The sequence below is a fragment of the Oleiphilus sp. HI0123 genome (assembly GCF_001635315.1).
In genome coordinates, this window is sequence record NZ_LWGE01001196.1 from 1 (window position 1) to 1,385 (window position 1,385).

The window sequence follows — 1,385 nt, forward strand, 5'->3', positions numbered from 1 at the left end:
TCCATTTTTCTTCCTCTATTTACATTTAAATTGCGCTAGAGAAATAACACGGGCTAATGCCTATGCAAGGCTCTAGCGCCTCGTAGTACAGGAAGAAATTTAATAAATTCTTGAAGAGGTTTAACCGGACATTAAAGGGACAATGGATCCCTTCATAACCTAAGACTAGCGAAGAATTATATGACTAGATTCGAAGTACTCGGTCTTAACGAGCCAATAGTTTAAACAGTTCATCACCAATCTGTGGCTCACCCTCAGGACAACAGCTCTCTGTTAACCCGGCATACTTAATGTTCTTTGAATAACGACGTGAAGCACCATCATTTTCAAGTCCACTGAAGAAGAACAGCTCTTCACGGTGGTGGTGTCGACATTCACCCGCGAATATCCAGGGTTCAAGGCAAAGTGTATTGTTGAAGCTACCCCACTTACGAGTATCAAAAAGATAAAGCTTATCAAGCTCCAGCTTATCGGAAGTAGCAAACTCATCGATATATGTACTTGCGCCAGAATACACTAGGCAATCCCAGTAGTAAGTGCCGTTATTTTCTGATTTGAACTTCTTGGGTTTAATATAGGCAAAGGAGTCTAGAAAACTTAGCGCACTACTCAAGCCCTGTTCAATATCGTACACCTCATCTAAAGCGTCCTGAATCTGCGCCTCGGTATATCCCGTAGAAGCAAAATGCTTCCATTCGTTGCGAATATCAATAATACGAAATAAGAGACTCTCAATGCCGCTATCCCCTTTCTGCCTAGTCAAATGGTAAAGCTGAGGGAAGCGTGATGAACCAACCGCGTCCGAAATATTTGAGTATTGCTTACAAATATCTCTGAATATGTGCAAATAGTTGCCAAGCGTTGGGCGACGCCACTTTTTCCAAACCCCTTTATCTATCTTGTCTCTTTCAGAAGGATGTTTTTCAAAGTACTCGGCCAGATTAATCAGCGCCAACAATTGCACCCAGTAAGTGAGGATATCGATCGAACTGACTAGACGCTTGTACGAGTCTACATGGCTATCCCTGATTGACTCAGCCATCACAACCACACAAGGCTTGGATAGTTGTCCAGGCTCACTAATATCGGTAGATTGGTTGGAGCGGAGTAAATCCCCAAGCTGGCTAAGTAAACCAGAGCCATACTTAAAGTCGACTACTAACCACAATATAAAGAGTGATGACAATGGTAGCCCGATAGGCAAAAGAAGCGATAAATTCGAAAGACATAAATAGCTGACAAGAATGTAAGCGAAAGCACTACATACAAAGCTGGCAGCAATTTTATAGCTGCTGTTTAATCCTGTTGTCAAATAGGTTAAAAGGAAAAGAAATAAGATGAGGGCAACTAGAAAAAAGACATCCAGGCCATTTAAATAGGCGTAT

Annotated in this window: 1 protein-coding gene; it reads right to left on the reverse strand. The window is 41.8% G+C overall.

Annotated elements, in window-relative coordinates:
- Positions 1–205: 205 nt before the first annotated feature.
- Positions 206–1,385: hypothetical protein (locus A3761_RS13345; protein ID WP_231881223.1), on the reverse strand; the 1,180-nt coding region annotated here is incomplete at its 5' end.